19 protein-coding genes and 1 pseudogene are annotated in these 24099 nt (G+C 69.4%); 4 read left to right on the top strand and 16 right to left on the bottom strand.

What is annotated here, in order from left to right:
- The first annotated feature begins 228 nt into the window (after positions 1-228).
- Positions 229-894 carry a TetR/AcrR family transcriptional regulator gene (locus tag STRBO_RS0123995; protein ID WP_237547440.1) on the top strand — a complete coding sequence of 222 codons (666 nt, stop codon included), beginning with the start codon at positions 229-231 and terminating at the stop codon, positions 892-894.
- A 102-nt stretch (positions 895-996) separates the two neighbouring features.
- Here the strand turns inward: STRBO_RS0123995 and STRBO_RS0123990 are convergent, their stop codons facing one another.
- Entirely contained in the window at positions 997-1329 is a 333-nt protein-coding gene (locus STRBO_RS0123990; protein WP_005476668.1) for a hypothetical protein, read from the bottom strand.
- A gap of 136 nt (positions 1330-1465) precedes the next feature.
- On the opposite strand from STRBO_RS0123990, the gene STRBO_RS0123985 reads away from it, so the two are divergent.
- Entirely contained in the window at positions 1466-3079 is a 1614-nt protein-coding gene (locus STRBO_RS0123985; protein ID WP_020114910.1) for an IS1182 family transposase, read from the top strand.
- Positions 3080-3290: 211 nt separating this feature from the next.
- Here STRBO_RS0123985 and STRBO_RS0123980 read toward each other — a convergent pair whose 3' ends face one another.
- The 6 genes from STRBO_RS0123980 to STRBO_RS0123955 all read right to left on the bottom strand — a co-directional run bounded on the left by STRBO_RS0123980 (position 3291) and on the right by STRBO_RS0123955 (position 12078).
- The gene (locus STRBO_RS0123980) at positions 3291-4760 is read right to left on the bottom strand and encodes a glycoside hydrolase family 32 protein (RefSeq protein ID WP_020114909.1); all 1470 of its coding nucleotides are present in this window, start codon (positions 4758-4760) and stop codon (positions 3291-3293) included.
- Positions 4761-4846: 86 nt separating this feature from the next.
- Complete coding sequence (locus STRBO_RS0123975; RefSeq protein ID WP_005476661.1) at positions 4847-7144, bottom strand: glycoside hydrolase family 3 N-terminal domain-containing protein; 2298 nt, start codon at positions 7142-7144, stop codon at positions 4847-4849.
- 150 nt (positions 7145-7294) lie between these two features.
- Positions 7295-8188, bottom strand: coding sequence for a carbohydrate ABC transporter permease (locus tag STRBO_RS0123970; protein WP_005476660.1), 894 nt, complete (start codon positions 8186-8188; stop codon positions 7295-7297).
- Positions 8188-9174: a carbohydrate ABC transporter permease gene (locus STRBO_RS0123965; protein WP_005476659.1), complete on the bottom strand. Its 987-nt coding sequence runs from the start codon at positions 9172-9174 to the stop codon at positions 8188-8190. Before STRBO_RS0123965 ends, STRBO_RS0123970 begins: the two co-directional genes overlap by 1 nt.
- Positions 9175-9207: 33 nt before the next feature.
- Positions 9208-10509 (bottom strand): extracellular solute-binding protein, encoded by a 1302-nt coding sequence (locus STRBO_RS0123960; RefSeq protein WP_020114907.1) that lies wholly within the window; start codon positions 10507-10509, stop codon positions 9208-9210.
- A 561-nt stretch (positions 10510-11070) separates the two neighbouring features.
- Positions 11071-12078, bottom strand: a complete 1008-nt coding sequence (locus tag STRBO_RS0123955; RefSeq protein ID WP_020114906.1) for a LacI family DNA-binding transcriptional regulator — start codon at positions 12076-12078, stop codon at positions 11071-11073.
- Between the two features lie 218 nt (positions 12079-12296).
- On the opposite strand from STRBO_RS0123955, the gene STRBO_RS40940 reads away from it, so the two are divergent.
- A complete protein-coding gene (locus STRBO_RS40940; protein WP_005476655.1) occupies positions 12297-12656 on the top strand; it encodes a hypothetical protein in 360 nt (119 codons plus the stop codon).
- A 353-nt stretch (positions 12657-13009) separates the two neighbouring features.
- Here the strand turns inward: STRBO_RS40940 and STRBO_RS0123940 are convergent, their stop codons facing one another.
- The 8 genes from STRBO_RS0123940 to STRBO_RS0123905 form a co-directional block, all read right to left on the bottom strand.
- Complete coding sequence (locus STRBO_RS0123940) at positions 13010-13720, bottom strand: IS6 family transposase (protein WP_005476653.1); 711 nt, start codon at positions 13718-13720, stop codon at positions 13010-13012.
- A gap of 33 nt (positions 13721-13753) precedes the next feature.
- Positions 13754-14290 (bottom strand): hypothetical protein, encoded by a 537-nt coding sequence (locus STRBO_RS40445; protein WP_020114904.1) that lies wholly within the window; start codon positions 14288-14290, stop codon positions 13754-13756.
- 544 nt (positions 14291-14834) lie between these two features.
- On the bottom strand, positions 14835-17297 hold the full coding sequence (locus tag STRBO_RS0123930) for a SpoIIE family protein phosphatase (RefSeq protein ID WP_005476651.1): 2463 nt from the start codon (positions 17295-17297) through the stop codon (positions 14835-14837).
- Positions 17298-17392: 95 nt separating this feature from the next.
- Positions 17393-18400, bottom strand: coding sequence for an ABC transporter permease (locus STRBO_RS0123925; RefSeq protein WP_202499230.1), 1008 nt, complete (start codon positions 18398-18400; stop codon positions 17393-17395).
- Positions 18401-18449: 49 nt separating this feature from the next.
- Positions 18450-20000 carry a sugar ABC transporter ATP-binding protein gene (locus STRBO_RS0123920; RefSeq protein ID WP_005476648.1) on the bottom strand — a complete coding sequence of 517 codons (1551 nt, stop codon included), beginning with the start codon at positions 19998-20000 and terminating at the stop codon, positions 18450-18452.
- Positions 20001-20043: 43 nt separating this feature from the next.
- Positions 20044-21087: a sugar ABC transporter substrate-binding protein gene (locus tag STRBO_RS0123915; protein ID WP_020114902.1), complete on the bottom strand. Its 1044-nt coding sequence runs from the start codon at positions 21085-21087 to the stop codon at positions 20044-20046.
- Between the two features lie 91 nt (positions 21088-21178).
- Complete coding sequence (locus tag STRBO_RS0123910) at positions 21179-21946, bottom strand: SDR family NAD(P)-dependent oxidoreductase (protein ID WP_005476645.1); 768 nt, start codon at positions 21944-21946, stop codon at positions 21179-21181.
- Complete coding sequence (locus STRBO_RS0123905) at positions 21943-23343, bottom strand: enolase C-terminal domain-like protein (protein ID WP_005476643.1); 1401 nt, start codon at positions 23341-23343, stop codon at positions 21943-21945. Before STRBO_RS0123905 ends, STRBO_RS0123910 begins: the two co-directional genes overlap by 4 nt.
- A 131-nt stretch (positions 23344-23474) precedes the next feature.
- Between STRBO_RS0123905 and STRBO_RS43845 the strand changes: the two genes are divergently transcribed.
- Positions 23475-23651: a hypothetical protein gene (locus STRBO_RS43845; RefSeq protein ID WP_005476642.1), complete on the top strand. Its 177-nt coding sequence runs from the start codon at positions 23475-23477 to the stop codon at positions 23649-23651.
- Positions 23652-23703: 52 nt separating this feature from the next.
- Here the strand turns inward: STRBO_RS43845 and STRBO_RS40440 are convergent.
- Positions 23704-23988 (bottom strand): annotated as a pseudogene (locus STRBO_RS40440) (Fe-Mn family superoxide dismutase); the annotation flags it as partial.
- Positions 23989-24099: the final 111 nt, after the last annotated feature.

Genomic DNA, 24099 nt, shown 5'->3' with positions numbered 1-24099 from the left:
GCGCGAGCGTCGGACTTGGCGGCTGCCCGGCATCAGCTCGCCGCCGCCGTCCGTGCAGTAGTGGGCGAGACGATGGCCGCCGAAGCACGGCTGTGTCCCGGCCCGCCGGGCTCGTTGCCGTCGGGCAATGGGTGACGATGCGTTCCGCGCCCAGCGACGTCTAGTGTCGCGCGCCCTTCAGATACGTAACACTTGCGAATTCTTGCGCACGTGCGCAATACTTTGGTCATGATGCTGGAGTCCCCCACGCTGCCGCCCGCCCGGGATCGCCGCGTTCGCCGATCCCGGGCCGTGCTCATGGCGGCCGCAGTGACGCTCGTGAGCGAGCGGGGCACTGCTGATGTGCCCGTCGCGGAGATCGCCGACACCGCGGACGTGAGCCGGCGGCTGGTGTACCAGCAGTTCCACGACCGCGAGACGCTGTTGCTGGAGGCCGCGCTCGACCTCGCGCGCCGGGAGTTGCTGCCCCGCATCACCGAGGACTGGTCATCCGAAGGCGCCGTGTCCGCCAAGGCACTAGCGCTGGCCGAACACATGGCCAGCCATCGGCGGTTCTATCGAGCCCTGTACACGAGCCCCTGCGGCTTCGCCCTGAGCAAGGCGTTGAACAGCCTCTTCCTCCCGGTCAACCGCCAAGCGGTGTGCGACACCTACGGCAGGCAGATCGACGAGCGCACGACCGAAGACATCGCTGCGTTCCTCACCGGGGGCTGGGGTGACTTCATCCGCGCGTGGGTGGTCGAGGACCCGGATCCACTCGATCCACACGAGTTCACCAGCCGGCTGGTGCACATCGCGTCGATGGTGCTCCGCAGGGCCCACCGACATCCGCAACCTTCAAGGGAGCAGACGATGGCAACTGAGGTGCAACGAGGCACCTCAGCCGCCACATGACCACCGTCCTGGGCAAGCCGCGTGAGTTCGACACGAAGCGTCCGGCACTGACCGACAGGCCGGAGCCAGCCGACAGGCCCAGTCCCGGTGTCCGGGGCGGCGTCACCCGCTCCAGGGGACTCGGGTGAGAACGAGCCCCCGGACGTCGGCGGCTCCGGTCGCCCGGAGCCGGAGCGCGACGTGCTGGAGCTGGGATCCGCTGGTGAACACGTCGTCGACGAGCATGATGATGGCCCCCCTGATGTCGCTGATGTCCCCGGTCCAGGTCAGGGCGGCGGCATGCGCGGTCGCGGCCGCGCGCTTCTCATCCAGGGTGCGGTTCGCGGACCAGGCCGTCTCAGCGTGCTTCACCAGCCGGTGCGCGCCCGGCGGGCTGAGCTTGACTCTGTCGGGGATCTTGGAGTTTCGCGGTGCGGCAGCCTGGTCAACGGGCATGGTCGGGTAGTTCCGATGACCGATGCAGTTGTCGAGGTGCCCGTTGTCCCTTCGTCCACGTTCCGGTGAGCAGGTCCCGTCTCTGACTGCGCAGGTCGCGCGGGCGAGCAACCCGGGCGGCACGACGGCGATATGGGTGCGTGACCGGCTGGACGGGCTGTGGCATGACGAGGACTTCGCCGACTGGTACCCGCGTGACGGGCGTCCGGGTCTCTCGCCCGCTCAGCTGGCCACCGTCTGTGTACTGCAGTTCCTGCTCGGCGTGTCGGACCGGCAGGCCGCCGAGGCGGTCCGCTGCCGCATCGACCTCAAGTACGCGATGGCCATGGAGCTGGACGATCCCGGGTTCCATCACAGCGTGCTGGCCGATTTCCGAGACCGTCTCGCCGAGGGCGGCCGAGCCGACCGCCTCCTCGACCTCGCGCTCGCGCGCCTGAAGGAGGCCGGTCTCGTCCGCGAGCGCACCACCCAGCGCACCGATTCCACCCACGTCCTGGCCGCGGTGCGCGACCTGACCCGCCTGGAGATGGTCACCGAGGCCGTCCGCGCCGCACTCGAAGAAGTCGCCGGCACGTCCCCTCACCTGCTCGACGAACTGGTCGACGAGGACTGGGGGCTCCGCTACGGCCGGCCGGTCCGCCTGGGCAAGAACCCCACCAAACCCAAGACCAGAATCCTCGCCACCGGAAACGACGCCGTCCGGCTCCTGGAACACCTCCACCGGCATGGTCCGGACCACACGTCCGGTCCTCGTGTCCAGGCCCTGCGCCAGATCATGGTGCAGAACTACCACCGTGACGCCGCAGGACACCTGCGCTGGCGCACTGCCGAAACGGAAGGCGGGTCCGGACTGCCGTCCTCGTCCCGGACCATCGTCTCCCCCTACGACACTTCGGCCCGCTACGCGCGACACGGACACATCATCAGCTGGAAGGGGTTCTCCGCTCACCTGACCGAGACCTGTGCCCCCGACGGCCCCAACGTGATCACGGACGTGGCCACCACCGCGGCCACCACTTACGGCAGCAAGGTCCTGCCCGGCATCCACACCCGCCTCTCCCGCCGCGGACTCCTGCCCGACGAGCACCTGGTCGACGCCGGCTACACCTCCCTGCCCCACCTGGAGCAAGCCGCCCGCGAACACCAGGTCACCGTCTCCGGGCCGCTGAAGAGCAACCCCACCCGCCAGCACCGCCGGAACGAGGGCTTCGCCCGGGACGACTTCCACTTCGACTACGACAAGCAGCAGGTCACCTGTCCCCAGGGACAGGTCAGCGCGGGCTGGCACGGCCCCTACCCGACCTCCTCGCCCACCGCGGCACCTCTGATCGTGGCACGGTTCACCAAGAGCCAGTGCCGCCCCTGCCCGACCCGCACCCAGTGCACCAGCACCGCCGACAACGCCCGCACCGTGGGATTCCCGCCGCGAGAACTCCGTGACCTGCAACTCCGCGTCCGCACTGAACAACAAACGCCCGAGTGGAAGGCCCGCTACGCGGTCCGCTCCGGAGTGGAGAGCACGGTCAACGAGTTCGCCCACGGACACGGCATGCGACGCTGCCGCTACCGAGGACAGGGAAAGGCCCACATCCAGCACGTCTTGACGGCCAGCGCAGTGAACATCGAGCGCCTCAGCGGACTGCCACCCACCGAGGAACCCCCCACGCCCCGCCAGCCGACTGCCTTCCAGGACTATCTAGACCAGCGTGAGATACCCCGGCCGAAGTCCTGGCGAACCCTGGGCAGCTGACCTCGGCGGCACCAAGATCCCCGACAGAGTCAAGCTTAGGAGCGGCGCAAGACCCTGCTGGACGCGCCGGAGGCCGGGCTGGTGTGGGAGCCGGGCGATGAGGCATGGGAGTCCAAGCTCGCCGCGCTGCGCTCCTACCGGCAGGCCACGGGCCACCTTGCTCCCCGCCTGGCGCCGTCGGCAAAGCGGGAGTATCGGGTCAGAGCCAGCCCTACGGCGACGTTGGCGCTGGCTCTGCGTCACCGGTGCTCGGCTCCTTGACTACGAGCGGGTTCAGCTCCCACGCGTCGATCGCGTAGCCGAGGCGCGTCCCCGGCATGCTGTTGGCCTGAAGCCGCCACGGGCCCTGCCCTGTCGGGTAGAAGCGCAGGGTGAGGACCTGGCCGGTGGTGGTCAGGAAGATTTCGGCGATGGAGTGGTCGACGACCACGCGTAGGTCGACGGGCTGGGTGGTTGGGCAGGGCATCCGGTAGGAGCCGCCGCGGGCCCGGGGGTCCAGTGAGGCGTGGTCACGGTCGACGACCAGTTCGCCCGCACCGGCGTCGAGGCGGATGTCGAGGTACTCGGAGCCGTCCGGGGTGGTGAGCAGACGCAAACCGGCCTCTCCGGTGGGCTCCAGGCGGGCCGTCAGGTCGAAGGTGCGGCCCACACTGCCGAGGTCCACCGGTTGCGGGCCGTGTGTCTGGCCTGCGGCATGGATGCTGTGCTCGCCGCGCAGGGCGAGCAGTTCGGTGGCGGGCTGTTGGCGCAGCGTGCCGTCGTCGACGTGGATCTCGCGGGGCAGGGTGAGGACGCCGGCCCATCCGTCCGCGACGGTCCAGGCTTCGTCGCGGGCTTCCCACGCCCAGCCCCAGAGCAGCCACCGGTTGCCCGGTGCGTGCAGCAGCGCGGGTGCGTAGCAGTCGGGGCCGTGGTCGACGAGGACGGGTGGGCTAGCTTCGAAGACATCGCCGTTTTGCTCGCCAATGAGGGCTGCGACGCACTGCGGGCCGTCGTCGAGGTTCCACGCGCTGAAGATGAGGGCGCCGGGCCCCGAGACCGCAGGGAGGTACTGGGAGCATTCCCAGCCCTCGCCGGTGTGCAGGCCGGCGCCACCGACGGGCTCCTGCTCGCGGGCCGCGAACGGCCTGCGGTAGGTCCAGTTCTCCAGGTCGGGCGAGTCGTACAGCAGGGCGGCGGCGCGGCCGTCCGCGAGGGCAGCGCCGACCAGCATCCGCCAGTTGTCGCCGTGCCGCCAGACGTACGGGTCGCGGTACATGGTGCAGCCCTCGGGCAGCTGCGGGATGAGCAGTTCGCCCCGCGGGCTGAAGCTTCTGCCGTCGTCGTGGGAGATGGCGCAGGTGACCGGCTGGTGCTGGGGCGAGCGGTCCTCGCGGTGCGCGGAGTAGAAAGCGACGAGACGGTCGCCGTCGGAGACGGCGTTGCCGGAGAAGCAGCCGTCGGCGTCCACGCCGCCGGGGGTCGGGGACAGGGCGATCGGCAGCGGCTCCCAGGTCAGCAGGTCGGGGCTGCGAAAGTGGCCCCAGTGCATGTTCGCGTGGGTCGCTCCGTACGGGTTGTACTGGTAGAAGACGTGGTAGTGACCGTCGTGGAAGACCAGCCCGTTGGGGTCGTTGATCCAGTTGCGGGGCGGGCGCAGGTGCGCCACGGGGTAGTGCGGATCGCGGGGTGGGGTGGACACACGCGTGCCTTTCGGTATGTCGGAGGGGCCCAGCCCCGCCGGCCCTCTGGTTGGCGGGGCGGGGGTCTTCAAGCCGTAGACGGCTATCAGGTCCGGATGCGGAATCCTGCGCTCAGCTGCTGCTCCCGCCGTGAGCTGGGGCCGACACGGAGTGCGAACTCACCTGGTTCGACCACCCGGCGGTTGTCGGCCGTGACGAGTGAGCACTGCGAGGCAGGGACGCTGAGGCGGGCGTCCAGGCTTGCGCCGGGAGGGATTTCGACCTGGGTGAACGCTTTCAGCTCCTGCTCGGCCCAGGTGACACTGGTGGTCAGGTCGCTGATGTATGCCTGGACCGTTTCCAGGGCCGGACGGGCGCCGCTGTTGGTGAGTCGTACCGTGGCACTGACGGTGCCGTCGGCAGGGACGTCGTCGTCGTGCACGACGAGGTCGGAGTAGGTGACGGTGGTGTAGGTGAGGCCCTCACCGAACGCGAACAGGGGGTCCTGGGTGAGATCCGCGTAGCGGTTGCCGTGCTGGCCTCGCACCTGGTTGTAGAAGACCGGTTGCTGTCCGACGTGACGTGCGAAGGAGACCGGGAGACGGCCGCTGGGTTCGGTGAGTCCGAGGAGGAGTTCGGCGAGGGCGCGGCCACCGCGCATGCCCGGGTTGAACGCCTCGACGAGTGCCGCCGCGTTCAGTGCCGACTCTGGGAGGGTGCTCGGCTTGGACTGGATCAGTACGACGATCACGGGTGTGCCGGTGGCGGCGACCGCGTCCAGCAGTGCGATCTGGCCTCCTTGGAGGTCGAGCGTGGCCGTGGAGCGCACCTCGCCGGTGAGGTCGATGGTGTCCCCGACGACCACCACGGCGTAGTCGGCGGCCTCTGCCGCGGCGGTGGCCTCCCGGAGTTGTGCCTGGTTGACCGGGGCGGGGGTGAAAACGGGCGGCTGTGGTTGGCCGTCGGGCCCAACGGACCACTCGGGGTCCTGGTGAGGGCTCGCGATGTCGGCACCGCGGGCGTGCGTGATGGTCCAGTCGGCCGGGGCGACGGCACGAAGGCCGTCGAGCACCGTCTCCACCGACTCGCGGGGGTGGCCTTCGGGCATCCACGGGACCTGTCCGGAGGCCCCCGCCCAGTCGCCGAGCATGGCTTCCGGGCTGTCGGCGTTGGGACCGATGACCGCGATCGTCCGCTGTTTGCCTCGGCTCGCTGCGCGGCCGGTTCCATCCGGGGTCAGCCCGCCTTCGAGGGGCAGGACCCCGGCGTTGCGCAGCAACACCAGGGAACGACGGGCGGTCTCGAGGTTGAGGTCGGCGTGGGCGCGACGGCCGATCACCTGCGCCTGCCGGTCGGGGTCGGGAATACGCGGGTCCTCGAAGAGTCCGAGCTCGAACTTCAGCCGCAGAACCCGCCGTACCGCGTCATCGATCTGTTTCTCCTCGATCAGGCCGCGGGCGACCGCCTCCTGCGCGCCCTCGAAGAACTGCGGCGTGGCCATGATGAGGTCGTTCCCGGAGGTGACGGCGACCGCCGCCGCCTCGACGTAGTCGGCGCAGGTCCGCTGGTCGTAGACCATCCGGCCGACGTTGTCCCAGTCGGTCACCAGCGTTCCGGTGAAGCCCCACTCGCCCTTGAGCACGTCGTTGATCAGCCACTGATGCGCGGTGATGGGCACCCCGTCGATCGACTGGTAGCCGAGCATGAAGCCGCGGCAGCCGGCCCCAACAGCCCGCTCGAACGGGGGCAGGAACCACGAGCGCAGCTTGCGCGGGCTGAGATCGGCTTCGCTCGCGTCGCGCCCGCCCATGGTTTCGGAGTAGCCCGCGAAGTGCTTGGCGTACGCCAGCACGGCTGTCGGGTCGCTGAGGCCCTCACCTTGATAGCCGTGCACCATCGCCGCCCCGAGTTCACCGATCAGGAACGGGTCCTCGCCGAACGTCTCGTTGATCCGGCCCCAGCGCAGGTCCCGGGTGATGCACAGCACCGGGGAGAACGTCCCGTGGATTCCGGTCGTCGCGATCTCGGTCGCGGCCGCACGGGCCACCCGGTGGAGCAAGGAGGGATCCCAGGAGCAGGCCATGGCCAGCTGGGTCGGGAAGATGGTCGCGCCCGGCCAGAACGAGTGGCCGTGGATGCCGTCGTCGGCTGTCAGCAACGGAATGCCGAGCCGTGTCCGCAGGGCCAGTTCCATAGCCTCCGGCATCAGCGCGGGAGACACGTGCAGGACCGATCCGGCCAGCTTGGCCGACACGATGTCCGCCAGGTCCCCGTGTTGCGCGTCGAGCATCAGCAACTGCCCGACCTTCTCCGGCAGGGTCATCCGTGACAGCAAGTCCTCGGTCCTTGCTTCCACGGACGCGTCCGGATCCAGGTAGGCGGCAGAGCGGACCGGCTGTCCCATTGATGGTCTCCAAGTAATGAGTCGTCACAGATCAGAGAGTTTGATCGCCGACGGCGGGGTGCCCTCGCCGCCGCCTGGCGCGGCGGGGCTCGCCCGCCCTCGGCCCCGGGCTGGAGCGGTGCGGCGGGCGGTGGTGTGGGGGCCGGGGTGTCACTTCAGGCCGGTGGTGGCGATGCCGGCCACGAAGTGGCGCTGGAAGAGGAGGAAGACGATCATCACCGGGAGCAGGACGACGACGCTGCCGGCGAGGAGGATGCCGAAGCGGGTGAAGTCCGATCCGGTGCTGACCAGGGCGAGGCCGACCGGGAGCGTGTACTGGTCCTCGTTCTGGGCCACGACGAGCGGCCAGAGGAAGTTGTTCCAGGAGCCGAGGAAGGTGATGATCCCCAGCGTGGCGAGGGCCGGCCGGGTCAGTGGCAGGATGATCTTCCAGAAGATGGCTAGTTCGCGGCAGCCGTCGACGCGGGCGGCGTCGATGAGTTCGTCGGGCAGGGTGGAGATGAACTGCCGCATCAGGAACACCCCGAGCGGTGTGACCATGAACGGGAGGATCAGCCCGAGCAAGGAGCCGGTCAGTCCCAGATTGGCCACCACGACGTACAGCGGTACGAAAGTGACCAGGCCCGGCACCATGAGAGTGGCCATGACCAGGGCGAAGACGCCGCGTCGGCCGCGGAAGTCCAGCTTGGCCAGGGCGTACCCCAGCATCGAGCAGAAGATGAGGTTCCCGGCGGTGACGGCTACGGCCACGATCACGGAGTTGGCGAACATGCCGGTGAAGTCGAGGCTGCTGAACAGTTCGCTGTAGTTGACGGTGGTGGGCTGGCTGGGGATCAGGACAGGGGGCACCTTGCGGATATCGGCCTCGGGCTTGAAAGAGCCGGACAGCATCCACAAGAACGGCGCGATCATCAGCAGCAGGACGCCGGTGAGCGGCAGATACAGCCACGGATGGCCCCAAGTCTGCCGGACGCGGCGGCGCCGCAGGGCCCGGTCCGTGCCCGAGTGTTCCGTCGCGGGGCTGGAGAGCGTGCTCATCGGCATCAGTCCTTGTCTCGCAGCATCCGGAACTGCAGCACGGTCAGGGCCACGATGAGGACGAAGACGACATAGCCGGCGGCCGCGGCGACGTCGTAGTTGCCGTTGCCGAACTGCTGATACGTGTACATCGTGGCTGACAGCGTCGAGTCCAGCGGCCCGCCCTGGGTCATCACGAACGGCTCGTCGAAGAACTGCAGATAGCCGATGCCCGTGGTCACGGCGGTCAGCAGCAGCGCGGGACGCAGGAGCGGGAAGGTGACCCGCCAGAACCGCTGCCAGGGCCCGGCCCCGTCCAACTCGGCCGCCTCCATTAGGGAGTGGGGCACGGACTGCAGACCGGCCAGCATGATGATCATGACCGTGCCGAGGTTCCGCCACACAGCCATCACGATCATGACGGGCAGGGCGAAGCGGGTGTCCGCCAGCCATGCGGGCCCGTCGATCCCGAACCAGCCCAGAGCGGTGTTCACCAGTCCCACGCGGGGTTCCAGGAGTGTCTTCCACACCACGGCGATGGCCACGATGCTGGTGATCACCGGGAGGTAGAAGCCCACCCGGAAGACCGCCCGGAAGCGGCGGATGCCGCGGTCGAGGAGGACCGCCGCGGCGAGCCCGGCGGCCAGCGTCAGCGGCAGACCCACCAGGGTGAACACCGCGGTGTTGCGCAGGGCCGTGAGGAACTGCTCGTCCTGGAACAGGCGCGTGTAGTTGTCGAATCCGGTGAACGACACGTTCAGCGGGGTGCGCACGTCGGCGCTCTTGGTGTCGGTCAGGCTCATCAGCAGCGACCAGACCAACGGCAGCAGCATGAAGGACGCGAACAGGGCGAGGAAGGGCGCGGTCAGAATCCAGGCGGCGCGGGTCTGCCGGCCTCGCGTCGTCTGCCTGAGCGAGGAGGCGCGGCGTTTCGACGGGCGCTTGGGGTTCGGGGGCCGCTGGGCGCGCGTGCCGCCCTGCCCCGCGACAGTGTTCGTGGACATGGAGGTCATCCGTCCGTCCGAGGGGTGCTTACGCGGCGGCGTTCAGCGGCCCGTGCCGATGCTGGTGGCCTTGGACTGCAGCGTCTTCTGCACCTCGGCGACGGTTGCCTTGCCCAGGACGAGCTTTTCCAGCTCCGACTCGATGGCGGTGGCGATCTGCTGCCAGGTCGTGATGGCGGGCGGCGCCTTGCTGACCTCGAGTTGCTTGGCGAACGCCTGCATCGTCTCGTCGTTGCTGAGCTTCGCCTCGTCCCACGCCTCGGGGGAGGCGGGAAGGGCGCCCGAGCCCTTCGCGTAGGCGGCGAGGTTGGCGGACTCGGTCAGGAACTCGACGAACTTCCATGCCGCGTCGGGGTTGTCGGCGTCCTTGAACACCGCCAGGTCGCTGCCGCCTGCGAACGCGGCGGGCTGCCCGCCGGACGGCATCGGCATGGTCTTCCACTTGCCGTCCAGTGCCGGGGCGTCCTTACGGAGGTTGCCGCCGACCCACGGGCCGTCCTGGTAGACGGCAATTCGTCCTTCCTGGAAAGCCTGCATGCTGTCCGTCTTGTCGGTCGGCGCCAGGCCCTGCTTGGGGGTGCTCGCGTAGTACTTCAGCGCCTTGCCGACCGCGGGTGAGTCGAAGGTGAACTTCCCGGTCTCGGCGTCGTATATGTCACCGCCCTGCTGCCAGACCAGCGGCAGCCAGAAAATCCAGGAGTTGAAGCCCATCGCCAGGCTGGAGGCATGGTTCAGATCGGGGTTCTGCTTGCCGGCGGAGTCCTGGATGGCCTTGAGGTCCCTTAGGTAACCGTCCCAGTCCCCGGCCAGGGCTCCCTCGATGCCGGCCTTCGCAGTGAGGTCGGTGCGGTAGTAGACCACCTGGGTGTCCGCGACGAACGGCACTCCGTAGGGGGTGTCCTTGTACTTGGTGGTGTCCCACTGGCCCGGGTAGAACGAGGACGCCTTGAACGAGGCCGGGGTGGCCTGGAAGCCCTTCATGGCGGCCAGTTCGGCCATCCACGTGGAGCCGATCACGGACATGTCCGGTGTGTTGCCGCCGGCGATCGCGGTGGTCAGCTTCTCGTGGGCGGAGCCCCACGGAACTGCGGTGATCTTGACGTCGGCGTCCGGGTTCTCCTGCTCGAACTTCTTAGCCAGGTCTTCCAGCACGGTGTCGGCCTGGTCGCCCATCGACCACATGACGACCTTGCCCTTGGCCTTGCCGCTGCCGATCTCGGCGGGAGCGTCGTTGCCGGGACCGGAGTCCTCATCCCGGCCGCAGCCGGTGGCCAGCAGGGCTGCCGTGACGGTGACGCAGAGGACTTGCAGGGTTCTGGCGGTGTGACGGGTGGTGGTACGCATCGTGCGGCTCCTTTTGCCGTTGAGCGGTACAGGACTCGGGGGTGGCGGGGGAAAGAGCTGTGGGGTGACCGGCAGGGTCAGGCCACAGGTCGGAGACCTTCGGTGGCCGGCGGCGACGGCCACGGTCGGCCACAGGTCACGGCTGGAGTGTCCGACGCGGAGCCGGTAGCGGCCGGGCAGGGTGCGCCAGGCGCCACCGTGCGGTTACCGGGACAGGGAAAGCGCGGACGGGCACGTGCACCCTCGGCGGTGACGCGTGATCCTCGTTCCGCGTGGATGGCGCTGAAGCCGGCAGGCGGACAGGCCGGTCGGGTTGTGCGCAGCGGCTTCAGGTGGACCTGGACGACTCACCGGCCCGCCCGAGGGCCGGTGTCGGTCAGTCCCACGGCCGGCTGGAGTCCGTCCCCGCCTACGGGGCCGGAAAGGACGGCGGAGACGGACGGTTCAGGAACGGTGACGACTCGCACGTCCACCTGGTGCGGCCGAGGGCCCCGCCCGGCCCGGAGGGCGGGACTGAGCCCTTGGGGCTCGCGGAAACGGGGGCCTCGCGATGACGTCGCGTCAGTTTAAGGTCGGCTTACATGTCGATCCACGGATCACGAGGCTGGTCGGAATGGTGCGCGAGGGGGCGGCTTCCGGCGATCTGCGCACATGGTCCAGGAGCAGACGCGCCGCCGCCTCACCCATCTCCCGCATCGGCTGGCGGATGGTGGTCAGTGCCGGATAGGTGTATGACGCCAGCTCGACGTCATCGAAGCCCACCACGGCGACATCCCGCGGAATCTCAAGGCCGGCGCCGTGCAATGCGGCGAGCACGCCGGCCGCCGAGGGGTCGTTGTGCCCGAAGACCGCGTCGAACTCCACGCCGTCCGCGAGAGCCTGCGCGACCGCGCTCCGGCTGTCTTCGAACTGGAAGTCACCGCAGATGATGCGGCGCTGGTCGAGCTCGATCCCGGCCTGAGCATAGACATCCACGAAGCCGCCCAGCCGTTCCCGGGTGCAGCCGTACGCCTCGGGACCGGTCACCACCAAAGGACGACGGCGCCCGATCTCCAGCAGGTGCCGCGCGGCCTGTTCGCCGCCCTCCCGGTTGGTGGTGGCCACGTAGGGGAATCCCGGCCGCTGGAAGCGGTCGTCGATCAGCACCACCGGCAGCCCCGATTCGTGCAGTTCCGTGATGTATCCCAGGGCCCCCTCGGGCTCGAGCACCAGCAGACCGTCGAACGACTTCGCAGCGACCTGCAGGCCCAGCCTGCGCAGAGACTCCTCACCGCGGTTCCAGGTCAGCATGCGCAGTCCGAAGCCCTCGCTCTCCAGCGTGTCGACGACCGCCTGCACGATGCCGGACCAGACCCAGGCCAGATCAGGGACCAGCATGCCAATCATCTGTGTCGTGCCGCGAGCGAGCCCCACAGCCCCGGCACTTGGCACATAGCCGAGCTCCGAGATCGCCTCGCGCACCTTCACGACGGTGCTCTCGTGGATCTCGCCCTTGCCGTTCAGCACCCGCGAGACCGTCGTCTTGCTCACCCCGGCCCGCGCGGCGACGTCAGCGATGGTGATTCCCATGCCACCTCCTCTCCCTCCCATCAGCGGCCGGGATGGACTCCCGCACCGAAGGGCCGATCGTACAGAGACTCGCGGAACCGATACCGGAAGCGATCCCGGAACCGGTTTCGGTACCGGTTCCGGAAGTGAAGCACCGAGACTGCCGACCGGTCAACACACCGGGTCCAACTCGTTAACAGAGAATTTCCGACCTTCGACCGCCCCGCCTGCCGCCCCACATGACGGTCACCACCGAAGCCGTGATCGGCGCGGTTCACCGGGTCGCTCACCGCGCCCCGCACGCTGCTGCTGGGCCACTACGACCCGGCGGGCAACCGACCCGACCGCGCTGTGCTGGCCATCTGGACCCGCCGCGCGGCGCGCATCCATGGACGGGCTGGACGTTCTCGGCAGGCTGGGGAGCGCAGCGCACCCTCGATGCCGTCCTGGTGCAGCCGGATGTCGTGATGGAAGTCGGCGTCGATGTCGCCCACGACAGTGTCGGCCGGTGGCGGCACCCGGCCCGCCGCCACCGCATCCGCGCGGACGTCGACGTCCAGGAGGTGCCGCTGTTCGGCGAAGGCGGCGCCCTGTCATGAGTCAGGGCCGGGCCGTGATCGGCTTCATGGCCGGGTCGGCCACGGCGGCCGCAGTGAACTGCTGGGCGCAGGTCCAGGTAGCAGCGCAGCCGTACGCCGGGCTGACCGGCATCCCGCGTCGTCTGCTCCGCTGTGGCCGTCGCCCTCCGGTCGGCGAGCAGTTGCTGGAAGGCGAGCTCGGTCCGACTCAGGTCACTAGCAGGTGACCCAGATCTTCAGCTCGTCACTGGCTGAGATGCTGACGCTTCCCGCTTCGCCGTTCGATGAGCAGGTGAAGGCGCTGTCACGTTGGTGGGTGGGTGGCTGTCTGATGGTGCGTCGTGGTGGGGTGGTTCCCGGTTCCCGCTGTGTGCTCACGGTGCGGTGGGCAGGCTGGTGACGCCGGTGATCTGCTCCCAGATTGCGAAGCGGACGGTCATTTCGGCGCGGTAGTCGTGTGCGGGCATCAGGTGTCGGCGGGGTCGGAAGTGGGGCGAGATACCGCTGAACGCAGACAGGAACCGCTGGGTCCCGCCCACTGAGCGGAAGCCCTTCATCGCCCGTTCGCGCTGCCTGGTGGGCTGGTGGCTGTTCTCGGCCCGGTTGTTCAGGTACTTCGACTGGCGGTGCTCGACGCAGGGCATGACCTCGCGGTGGGCGGCGCCGTAGGAGCGGAGCTTGTCGGTGACGACCACCTGCGGCACCATGCGCGTCTTCTCCAGCAGGCGGCGCAAGAAGCGCCTGGCCGCGTCCTTGTCCCGGCGCTTCTGCACCAGGACGTTGCCGTCCTGGTCGACGGCCCGCCACAGGTACTGCTGTTCTCCATTGATCTTGATGAAGACCTCGTCCAGGTGCCATGTGTCGCCGGGCCGTGGCTGCCGGCGGCGCAGCGCGCCTGCGTAGGGCTGCCCGAACTTGGCGCACCAGCGACGCACCGTCTCGTAGGAGACTACGATCCCCCGCTCGAGCATCAGCTCCTCGACCTCGCGGAACGACAGCGGGAAGCGGTGATACAGCCACACGCAGTGGGAGATCACCTCGACCGGGCACCGGTGCCCCTTGTACGACAGCGACACGGCCCCCACGAACGGCCCCCTCCAGCACGATCAACCAGAAGATCATCCCACCCGGTCAACCAACGTGACAGCGCCCACGTCCGCCTCCACCTCGGTGATCACGAATGCGGGCCGACACGCGTCCGGGTTGGTCACCGTGTGCTGGTGGGTGGCGACCTCGGTGTCCTGCAGCACAGGCACAGCAACGTCAGCGACATTGAGAGTCTGCTGGTCCTGCTGAATGGTCACCATCCCGCGAGGCTCGGAGCGAAGCTGGCCCGCGCTATCGCAGTAGACCCCGCCCGCGCTGGTGTCGGCGTCGCACGGGTACGGCCAGGCGGCGACCACGGCGGCGAGCGGCGAGCCGGCGCCGGTCAGGCCGCATCCGGTCTCGGGCGGCACAGCACTGACCTCGTACGGGTCAGCCGCCGTGCCCGTGCCGGTCACCGTCACTCCCGTCCCGGCCTCGACGACGGTCGTGCCTCCGCCACCACCGCCGATGACGTACGGTGCGCCGGGCGAACCGTTGCCGTCGACGGTGATGCCGGGGCCGGCGATGACCCGGCAGGTGCAGCGGGACGAGCCGCAGCAGTTGGCCATGGGGGCTCCATCTCCTCGTGAAAGGGATGCGCCCGGCCCACAACCAGCAGCGTTCGTGATGAGTCTATGGCGCGCCGGGGCCCTGTACGGGGCCGCAACGTGTGCGTACATGGTCGCCTCGGCGGCCAGGTCCCGGATGACGTTCGCCCACGCGTGAAGCACCGTGCGGCCCTGCCGGGCCAGGAACGCGCGGCGATCCACGGCCTCGGCTGCAAGGGCAGCGCGGCGAGACGTGGCCTGGTGAAGCTCCCGGATCATCGCCATCCACGCACGCCGAGCCGAAAGAGTTCCTGGGCAGGCTTCCTCGCCCCTGCTTGTTCCATGACATTTCTGCAGGTCGAACGACAGTCGACGCCTCACCCCTACTTGGCCCTTCTCAGCTCTTCTATGACTTTCTCCTTACTTGTCAGCCTTTCTCAGCCCATCTCGGTTTTCCATTCACCCGGCGTTCCCCTTGGTTTCCCGGACAGCCCGTGCAGAGCAGCTGCATGACGCGTGGGGCTCGATCGCGAGGGGCTCTCAAGCACCCGGGCCACCCGGGCCGTCAGCGCCCGCCCGGTCGCCCGCCCACCCGCCTCGGCAGGTCCTGCTCGGCCCAGATGATCTTTCCGGCCCGGGTGTAGCGCGTACCCCAACGGCGGGTCAGCTGGGCGACCAGGAACAACCCCCGGCCGCCCTCGTCGGTGGTCCGCGCATGGCCCATCCGGGGCGAGGTGTTGCTGGCGTCGGACACCTCGCAGATCAACTTGTCATGCCGGATCATGCGCAGCCTGACGGGTGCGGTGCCGTGCCGGATGGCGTTGGTGACCAGCTCGCTGACCACCAGTTCCGTGGTCATCACCAGGTCCTCCAGCCCCCATCCGAGGAGCTGGCGAACGGCCAGCTCCCTGGCGCTCGAGACGAACGCCGGGTCCGTCGGCAGGTCCCACGAGGCGACCCGGTCGGCGCCCAGCGCATGCGGCCGGGCCAGGAGCAGAGCGACGTCGTCGGTCTGCGGGCCGGTCAGCAGTTTGTTCACGACCGCCGAGCACAGCTCCTCCGGCGGCAGGCCGGACTGCGCGAGCACATCGCTGAGGCGGGACAGCCCGACGTCGATGTCCTGGTCACTGCTCTCGATGAGGCCATCGGTGTAGAGGGCGATCAGGCTTCCGTCGGGGAGGGACATCTCGGCGGACTCGAAGGGCAACGAGCCGAGGCCCAGCGGAGGGCCCGCCGGAAGGTTCGGGAAGACGACCTTGCCGGCGGGGGTGACCACGGCGGGCGGCGGATGTCCGGCCCGGGCCATGGTGCACAGCTGGGTGACCGGGTCGTAGACGGCGTAGAGGCAGGTGGCGCCCAGTACCGCGGTGGCGATGGGCTCGTCGTCGCCGCCCTTCTCCTCCGTCAGGCGGATCACCAGGTCGTCCAGGTGGGCCAGCAGCTCATCGGGCGGCAGGTCCATGTCGGCGAGCGTCTGTACGGCGGTACGCAGCCTGCCCATGGTCGCCGCGGCGTTGAGGCCGTGCCCGACCACGTCACCGACGACCAGGGCGACCCGGGCGCCGGACAGCTGGATCACATCGAACCAGTCGCCGCTCACCCCTTCCCGGGCATCGGCCGGCAGATAGCGCGAGGCCACCTCCATGGCGGTCCCGCCGTTCAGCCCCTGCGGGAGCAGACTGCGCTGCAGCGCCAGCGCCGCGGCGTGCTCACGGGTGTAGCGGCGGGCGTTCTCCACCCACACCGCGGCCCGGCTGACAAGCTCCTCGGCGAGCAGCAGATCGTCCTCCTCGAACGGATCCGGATGCTCCGTACGGATGAAGGTGGCCACTCCCAGCACGGTGCCGCGCGCGGACAGCGGCACCCACATCGCCGAGGGCATCCCGAACTCCCTGATACTCGCGGCCCGGGCCGGGTCCTCGGCGACCCACGGAGTGGTGTCTGGGTCCAGACACGGATCCAGCATCGAGGTGCCGTTGACCATGCTCTGGATGTACGGCGACGACATGGGGGCGGCGATGGGGTCGCCGATGGCGATCACCGATTCCGGACAGCCCTCGTGGATCGACTGCTGCCCGGCACGCCGCGCCGGATACGTGCCGTCGGACGGCCGCGAACTGGGTTCCTCACCGTGCAGCACCGCTTCCAGCAGATCGACGGTCACGAAGTCGGCAAGCCTCGGCACCGAGAAGTCGGCCAGCTCCTGGGCGGTCCGCATCACGTTCAGCGTGCCCCCGATACAGGCGCTGGCCTCGCTGAGCAGGGCCAGGCGCTCCCGGGCCCGCCATCTGTCGGTGACGTCCATGCCCATGTAGCACACGCCCAGCGGGCTGCCGTCCGGGGCGTCGAGCCGAAAGAAGGAGGTGGAGTAGGCGTGTTCCCGGTGCGGATCCGCCCAGGTCCAGCCCCGGTACTCGTAGTCGACGACCGGCACGCCGGTCTCCAGCACCCGCCGCATCTGTGCTTCGAGTGCCTCGGTGTTCAGGCCCGGCAACGATTCCGACATCCGGCGCCCGAGCCGCTCTTCGCGCGGCACACCGCCGTAGCGCTCCAGGGTGTCGTTCATCCACACGTACCGCAGGTCCGGGCCGAGCACGGCCATGCCGAGCGGTGAGCGGGTGAGAAAGCCCTCCAGCACCTCCCCGCTGACCGCCCAGGTCGGAGCCTTCGCCACGTCGATCGCCGAGACGAGCCAGGTTTTGCGGTCGTCGGTGTCGGACATCGCGGTCACCCGCAGCCCGACCTCAAGACGGTGGCCGTCACGGTGCCGGGCGCCCACCAGGCCGCCCCAGCTCTCCCGGGTCCCGCACTCCTCGGCGACCTCGGCCGCCCGTGACGCGTCCTCGGGCTGCGCCAGCAGAGTGGCGGCGGAGCCGCCGAGGATCTCCGCCGCGCCGTATCCCAGGAGCCGCTCGGCGGCCCCCGTCCAGCCGATGACCGTGCCGTTCGCGTCGATCACCGCGGCCGCCACATTCGCCATCTCGAACGGCCCGTGCGTTCCGTCCGTTGTTGCCTCCTTGGGGAACATAATGACGGCCGTCCCATCTGACGGATGGCATATGAGTCATTCTATGAGGTATCGCCCGGCGCTGCTCCCCCCTCGGACCGCGCCTGGGCCTCGCCCTACTCCTGGCCCTCGCCGGTGGTGAGCCGGGCGATCATGAGCGCCACCAGGATGATCGCGCCGTAGATGGCCTGGATCCAGAAGGACGACACCTGCGCCAGGGTGAGCAGGTTCTCCAGCATGCCCAGCAGCAGGACCCCGAGCAGCGCCCCGGCCAGGGAGCCCTTGCCGCCGTTCAAGCTGATGCCGCCGATGACAGCGGCCGCGAACACGGTGAAGATCAGGCCCTGTCCCTGATTGGCGTTGATCGCCCCGACCCGTCCGGCGATCACCAGACCGGCCACCGCGGCCAACGTCCCGCCGATGACCAGCACTCCCCAGGCCACCCGGTCGACCCGGATGCCCGCCGCCCGCGCCGCGGGGGCGTTGCCGCCCACCGCGTACACCGCGCGTCCCAGCCGGTGGTAGCGCAGCACCCACCCGGCGACCGCGAAACAGGCGCCGGTCACCCACACGGAGACGGGGACGCCGAGCCAGGTGTCGGACCCGAGGGCCAGGAGCGCGGTGGGGGCGTCGAACAAGGTCTTGCCGGACACCATGCCGACCAGGACTCCGCGCAGCACGATGTTCATCGCCAGGGTCACGATGAATCCGTTGAGCTGGAGCTTGACGATCAGCAGACCGTTCACGGCGCCGATCAGCGCCCCGGTGAGCGGAATGATCAGCAGGCCGAACCAGACGGGCAGCTCGCTGCCGAACCCCGCCGAGGCGGCCGGGATCACGGCCATGAAGCCGAGGGCCGGGGCGAGCCCCGCGATCGACTCCAGCGAGAGGTCCATCTTGCCGCTGATCAGGATCATCGCCTCGGCGAGCACCAGCAGTCCGAGCGCCGAGGAGGCGCTGAGCACGTTCAGCAGGTTGTCCCGCTCAAGGAAGCTGTCGTTGCTGACCGCCCCGATGACCAGCAGCAGGAGCACCGCGGGCAGCAGCGCCAGGTCCCGGATCCGCCCCAGGGCGATCACGCGGACGGGACGGCCGACAGCTCTGTCCGGCCCATCACCCGGCATCGGACCACCCGGCATCGAGCCGCCGCTCGTCGGGCCGTTCGGCGCGGTGTCACTCATGGCCGGTGCCGACCCCTTCGATCGAGGCCACCAGTTCTTCGTCGGTCCAGCCGACGGTGTACTCGGCGGCGAGAGAACCGTTGAACATCACCAGGACGCGGTCACAGCTCCGCAGATCCGCCAGCTCGTCCGAGACGACGAGCGCCGCGCGTCCCGCGGCCCTGGCCCGGTCGACGACCGACAGCAGCGCCCGCTTGGACTGCACGTCGACACCCGCCGTCGGGTTGATGAGCACCAGTACCGCCGGGTCGGTGGCCAGCGCCCGGCCCATGACGACCTTCTGCTGGTTACCGCCCGACAGGTCCTTGACCGGCTGGTGGGGGCCGTCCGTCGTGATGTCGAGACCGGTGATCGTCCGCCGGGCGAAGGCGTCCCGGGCCGGGCGCGAGATCACGCCGAGCCGCCCCAGCCGGTCCATGATGCTCAGGGAGGCGTTCTCGGCCACCGACAGTTCCGGTACCAGCCCTTCATGGTGCCGGTCGCGCGGCACACAGCCCACGCCCGCCGCGAGCGCCGAGGGAACACTGCCCGGCCGCGTCGGACGGCCGAGCACCTCGATCCGCCCGCTGTCGGGCCGGTACAGCCCGGCCAGCGCCTCGGCGACCTGATGGCTTCCGGAGCCCGCGAGCCCGGTCAGCCCCACCGTCTCGCCGGACCGGACGACGAAGCTGACGTCAGTGAAATGCGTGCCGCTCAGCCCGTGCACCCGTGCCGCCACGGGCGCGTCCGCCGACCGCGGCCGGATCGCGCCGGAGCCGGGGACCGCACCCGCGCCCCGCCCTCCGGTCATCGCCTCGACTAGTTCGGTCCGGCCCAGCTCGCCCACGGGCGCCGTGGTGATCCAGCGGGCGTCCCGCAGGACGGTGACGACCTGGCAGACGGCGTAGACCTCCTCCAGATGGTGAGAGATGTAGAGGAAGGTGATCCCGGCCCGCTGCAACCGCCGGACATGGGTGAACAGGCGGTCGATCGCCCGGCTGTCCAGCTGGGCGGTCGGCTCGTCCAGAATGATGAACCGGGTTCCGCGCGAGATCGACCTCGCGATCTCCACCATCTTGGCGTCCTCGACGGTGAGGCGGCCGGCCGGCACGTTCTCGTCGACCTCCACACCCCATTCGTCCAACAGCTCGCGGGCCGCCGCGCGCATCCGCCGCCAGCTGATCATCTGGCCTCGCCCCGTGGGCTGCCGGTTGACGTACAGGTTCTCGGCGACCGTGAGATCAGGGATGATCGTCGACTGCTGGTAGACGCAGGCGACCCGCCGCTGCCACGCCTCACGGTCCGCCGGGCCGGGCGCGGGTTCGCCGTCGAACACAACGACGCCACGGTCCGGCCGCTGCAGTCCGGTCAGGACGGCCACCAGGGTCGACTTGCCGGCCCCGTTACGGCCGACCAGGGCGTGCGACTCACCGGCCCGTACGGCGATCCCCACGTCGTCCAGGGCCACGGTGGGCCCGTAGCGCTTGTGGACCCCGTGGGCCTCGGCCACCGCGCGGCGACCGGCGTCATCGGCGCGGGGGTCGGTCGGTGGCGTCCGGTTCATCGCGGTCTCGCTTCCCGGGGGCCCGGGGAGACGCTCTCCCGGGTCAGGAGCTCTTGCCGATCTGGTTGCCCCACAGCGACGCGTCGTCGACGTTGTCCTCGGTCACCAGCGGTGCCGGAAGCTGGTCCTCCAGGATTCCGCTGGGCAGCCGGACGATGGTGCTGTCGTGGTCGGTCGGGCCCGGGCGGAAGGTCTCGCCCTCCATCGCCCGCTTGATGTAGTAGATGCCGTATTTGGCGTACTGGTCGGCCGGCTGGGAGACGGTCGCATCGATCAGACCCTTGCGGATCGCATCCAGCTCCTGCGGGATGCCGTCGTTGGACACGATCACGACGTGCCCGGGACTACCGGCCGCCACCAGCGCGTCGTGCCGCCGCAGCGTGCTCAGCGTGGGGGCCAGATACACACCGCCGGCCTGCATGTAGATGCCCTTGATATCGGGGTTGGCGGTGTACAGCGCCTCCAGACCGGCCGCCGCCCTTTCCGCCTTCCAGGCGGCGGGAACGTCCAGCACCCTGATGCCTGGGTAGTCCTTCTTCATGCACGCGCTGAACGCCTCCGACCGGTCCCGCCCGTTGACCGACGCCAGATCGCCCTGGATCTGTACGACCTTGCCCGTCTTCACCGCGTCGCCGATGTGCCGACAGGCCTTCTCCCCGTAGGCACGGTTGTCGGCCCTGACCACCATCGCCACCCTGCCCTTGTCCGGCGCCACATCGACGGCGACCACCGGCACGTCCTTGCGCTGCGCCGCGTTCAGCCCGGCGACGATCGCCGCGGAGTCCAGCGGCGAGACGACCAGGCCCTTCACGTCCTGGGCGAGCAGATTCTGGATGTCGGTGATCTGTTTGCTCGGATCGGAGTCGGAGTTCACCGTCTGAAGCAGGCGGACGTCCTGGGCGGCGGCCTGCTCGGGGATGTAGGAGTCGTACGACTCCCAGAACGGTGAGGTCAGCAGCGGCAGCACCACCCCGACCTCGCCCGAAGCGGTGGCGTCGGTGCTGCTCGTGTCCCCGCCGCAGGCGGTGACGGCCGGCCCACAGCCGAGTGCGAGGACTGTTCCGACAGCGGCGATGCGTCGCTTCATGGTGCTCGGCTCCGAGTGAGTGGTCAGTGGTCGGTCAGCGGTCGGTCGGTGGTCGGTCACGTCAGGTCAGGTCAGGTCAGGTCAGGTCAGGTCAGTGGAAGGTGTCCGGACGTGTGCGGATGCCCTGGATCCCTCCGTCCACGACGAGTGCCGTCCCGGTGGTGGCACCGGCCAGCGGCCCGGCGAGATAAGCGATGGCGTCCGCGACCTGCTGGGCGGTGACCAGACGGCCGGTGGGCTGGCGGGCGACGAGAGCGGCGCGTTCGGCTTCCGGGTCGTCGGAGTGTTCGAGCAGCCGGCGCACCCAGGGGGTGTCCACGGTGCCGGGGTTGACGCAGTTGACCCGGATGCCCTCGCCGATGTGGTCGGCGGCCATCGCCAGGGTCAGCGCGAGCACCGCGCCCTTGCTGGCCGCGTACAGCGCCCGCTGCGGCAGCCCGGCCAGCGCCGCGACCGAGCAGGTGTTGACGACGGCCGCGCTGGGAGACCGGCGCAGATACGGCAGTGCCGCCCGGCTGGTGCGGACGATGCCGAGCACATTGATGTCCAGCACGTGGTGCCATTCGTCGTCCGCGTTGTCCTCGACGGTGCCCTGGGCGCCGATGCCGGCGTTGTTGACCACCACATCCAGGCCTCCGAACAGCTCCGCCACCCGGCTCACGGCATCGGCCACCGATACGGCGTCCCCGACATCGGCCTGTACCGGGTGCAGCCACGCGGGCACGGGCCCGGGAACCCGGTCGAGCACCGCCACCCGGCACCCCCTCACGGCCAGGGTCTCGGCGGTGGCCAGCCCGATCCCGGACGCCCCGCCGGTGACGATCGCGGTCAACCCCTGGAATTCCTCCCCGGTGTTCATGCCGAGGGCCCTTCAGCCGGGGGCTCGTCGTACGGTCCAGCAGAGGACTCGTCGTACGGTCCAGCAGCGGACTCCTCGTACGGGACCTGCCAGGCGGCGCCGCCGGGGAACGCGTACGTGGCGAGCGACTCGGGCCGCATCGCCGAGCTGAAGCCGGGGGCGGTCGGGGCCGCGTACCGACCCCGGACGATCACGGCCGGGTCGAGGAAGTGCTCGTGCAGATGATCCACGTACTCGATGACCCGGCCCTGCAGGGTGCCGGAGACCGCCAGATAGTCGAACATCGCCAGGTGCTGCACGAGTTCGCACAGCCCCACCCCTCCCGCGTGCGGGCACACCGGGATCCCGAACTTGGCCGCGAGCAGGAGGATCGCCAGGTTCTCGTTGACTCCCCCGACCCGGCAGGCGTCCAACTGCAGAAAGTCGAGCGCGCCCGCCTGGAGCAGTTGCTTGAACATCACCCGGTTGTGCACATGTTCGCCCGCCGCCACCAGCACCGGCGCCACCTCCCGGCGGATCGCCGCGAGCCCGAGAATGTCGTCCGGGCTGGTCGGCTCCTCGATCCAGTACGGGTCGAACTCCGCCAGCCGCCGGATCCGCCCGACCGCCTCGGCGACCCCCCAGCGCTGATTGGCGTCCAGAGCCATCCGCACCCCGGGGCCGATCACTCCCCGCGCGGTACGGCACCGCCGCTCATCGTCCTCCGGATCGGCGCCGACCTTGAGTTTGATCTGCGTGAACCCACTGTCCACGGCCTCCCGGGCCAACCCGGCGACCTTGCTGTCCGGGTAGCCGAGCCAGCCAGGAGACGTGGCATAGGCCGGATACCCCTCGGCGAGCAGCAGCGCTTCCCGCTCCCCCATCCCGGCCCGCGCCCGCCGCAGAATCCCCAGCGCCTCATCGGGGGTCAGCGCGTCCTCCACGTAACGGAAGTCGATCAACGCGACCACCTGCTCGGGCGCGAGGTCGGCCAGCAGCTTCCACAGCGGCTTCTCCTCCCGCTTCGCGTACAGGTCCCACACAGCGTTCACCACGGCCCCGATGGCCATGTGCACCACGCCCTTCTCCGGCCCCAGCCATCGCAGCTGACTGTCGCCGACGAGCGAGCGGCAGAACCCGCCGAGGTCGGACAGGACCTCTCCCAGCCGCAGCCCCACCACATGCGGGCGCAAGGCGTTGATCGCCGCCACCTCGACCTCATTGCCCCGGCCGATGGTGAAGCAGAACCCATGGCCCTCCAGCCCGTCCCCGGCATCGGTGCGGATGATCACATAGGACGCCGAATAGTCCGGATCGGGATTCATCGCGTCCGACCCTTCAAACCGACGAGACGTGGGAAACCGGATGTCGTAGGCGTCCAGCGCCGTGATCCGCCCCCGCGTCGGGTGGGGCCTCATGTCAGGCGGCTCATCGACGTCATCGGAAGGACTCCAAAGAATCAGGCCTGACGGTAAGCTGGGACGGCCAAATAACTGTATATCGCCCAAAAGCCCCGGCCGCACTACCGCACGCCTGTGTCTCCGAGGGCTTGGTACGGCAACGGCAAGCCGTCTCCCTCCACGAAGGCACCATCGCCGCCCTCAAGGCACGCACCGGCAGGCGCGGCATGTCCGCCTACGTCGAAAGCCTCATCCAGCGCCAACCGGAGCGCGACCGGCTGCGCGAACTCATCGAGGACGCCGAAGCCCAGCACGGTGCTACGTGAAGGGTGAGAAGACGATCACGAGCAGGACGTCTGCGGGGGCGCTGCTACCGCGTCACGGCTTGAGCAGGAGGCTGTTGCCGCGCTCCTTGGCGGCGGCGTAACGCTTGGTCACGTCCTGCCAGTTGACGACGGCCCACATGGCGTCGATGAAGTCGACCTTCTGGTTCTTGTACTGCAGGTAGAAGGCGTGCTCCCAGGCGTCGAACTCCAGGATCGGGGTGGAGCCCTGGCCGACGTTGCCCTGGTGGTCGTAGACCTGCTCGACGACCAGCCGGCCACTCAGCGGCTCGTAGGCCACCAGGACGCCCCAGCCGGAACCCTGGGTGGACGCAGCAGCCTAGCCGTGCTGCGCGGCCTGGCCGCCGCCTTCCTCACTGTCCTGCCCCATACCGGACCAGGTATGGATCACCCTTCCTGCAAGGCCCACCCCTGAGGGAGCGCCGCGACC

The sequence above is a fragment of the Streptomyces bottropensis ATCC 25435 genome, assembly GCF_000383595.1.
GTDB classification, from domain to species: Bacteria; Actinomycetota; Actinomycetes; order Streptomycetales; family Streptomycetaceae; genus Streptomyces; species Streptomyces bottropensis.
The sequence above is the reverse complement of the archived record's forward strand: the minus strand, read 5'-3'. Positions and strand labels throughout refer to the sequence as shown.